The organism is Baaleninema sp. (assembly GCF_049974805.1).
In the GTDB taxonomy this organism is placed as follows: Bacteria; Cyanobacteriota; Cyanobacteriia; order Cyanobacteriales; family Geitlerinemataceae; genus Baaleninema.
The window spans coordinates 1-1,588 of the sequence record NZ_JBNGCO010000235.1 but is presented as its reverse complement, the minus strand read 5'-3'; the positions used below and the strand labels follow the sequence as shown (position 1 = coordinate 1,588).

At 46.3% G+C, this 1,588-nt stretch carries 2 protein-coding genes; both read left to right on the top strand.

The window, feature by feature from the left end:
- The first annotated feature begins 97 nt into the window (after positions 1-97).
- Positions 98-694, top strand: coding sequence for a Uma2 family endonuclease (locus ACP5D4_RS21580; protein ID WP_428013661.1), 597 nt, complete (start codon positions 98-100; stop codon positions 692-694).
- Positions 695-750: 56 nt separating this feature from the next.
- On the top strand, positions 751-1,452 hold the full coding sequence (gene pseF / locus ACP5D4_RS21575; RefSeq protein ID WP_428013660.1) for a pseudaminic acid cytidylyltransferase: 702 nt from the start codon (positions 751-753) through the stop codon (positions 1,450-1,452).
- The last annotated feature ends 136 nt before the right edge of the window (positions 1,453-1,588 follow it).

Here is a 1,588-nt window from a genome sequence, read left to right as displayed (position 1 = left end):
AGCGGTATTATCGAGAGGCGATTAGTTTACCGTTATATTACGGGTTGACCGAATCCGCTCAGGATAGGGTGGTCGATACGCTGCGGGAGGTTCTGGGATGAAGATTCAACGAGGAGGACAACAGCAAGACTTTGTTGAAAGTCGCGAAGAATCTTTAGTTCTATCTGGCATTACCTGGCAACAGTTTAAGAGTTTGGAGTCGTCGTTTGCTCCCATTGCTGGGGTCAGGTTAGTGTATCTGGATGGAGTTTTACAGATTGTGATTTTGGGGGACGAGCATGAGTACTATAAACGGACGATTAGCTTGTTATTGGAAGCGTATTTGAGAATTCAAGGAATTCGCTTTTATAGTCAAGGCAGTGCGACGTTGGGAGATGAGGGGATCGGGATTCAAAAGGAACCTGATGAGTCCTATAGTTTTGGCAGTAGAAAGGCGATTCCCGATCTAGCGATCGAGGTGGTGATGTCCAGTGGTGGAATTGATTCGCTGGAAATCTATGGTAGACTGGGAATTCAAGAGGTTTGGTTTTGGGAGGATGGTTTGTTGACGGTCTATGCTTGGCAAGGGGAGTATTGTCAGGTCGAGAGGAGTGGTCTGTTGCCGGATTTAGATTTGGATCTGTTGAGGAAGTATATTGTGTATCACGATCAGTATGATGCGGTGAATGATTTTCTTGGAGAGTTGTCTGGCTAATTGAGGAGATACGTTCAATTAAAGTCTTACATACCATATTCTAGTTAAGAAGTTTTATGAAAATCTCGGTTATTCCTGCCCGTGGAGGTAGCAAGCGAATCCCTCGAAAAAATATTCGCAATTTTGCCGGAAAACCCGCGATCTCTCGCACAATTCAAACGGCTCAGGAGTGCGATTTGTTTGATGCGATTATTGTTTCAACGGATGACTCCGAAATTGCTGAAGTGTCTCGTCAGTGGGGTGCTGAAGTTCCGTTTGTAAGACCGGCGGAACTGGCCAACGACTTCGCTGGAACGACGGAAGTTATTGCCCATGCAACTCAGTGGGCAATAGATGAAGGCTGGAATTTAGAGGCTGTTTGCTGTATTTATGCAACGGCACTGTTTTTACAAAGTGGGGATTTACAGCGAGGTTGGGAAAGCCTGAACTCGGGTAACTGGCTTTATGCCTTTTCAGCCACGGACTTTGCTTATCCTATTTTTCGAGCGTTTAAACAGACGGCGAATAAGGGAGTCGAGATGTTCTTTCCGGAATATTTCACGACGCGATCGCAGGATCTCCCAGTTGCCTTACACGATGCTGGTCAGTTTTACTGGGGGCGTCCTCAAGCCTGGTTAGAACAAAAGCGTATTTTCGATCGCTGGTCGATTCCGGTTACGATTCCACGGTGGCGCGTCCAAGATATCGACACTGAGGAAGATTGGTTACAAGCTGAGTTGATGTGGAAGGCAATTTGCGATCGACCGAACAATATCTGAGGCGATCTTTAGTCCTCCGTTCGCGTAGCGTCTTCTGAAGGAAAATCGAGATAAAAGTTATGGCGGCACAAACTATACAACAACAGCTTTCTTCAGTCGAGGAATACCTCGATCTTGAAACTCGCGCCAACGAACG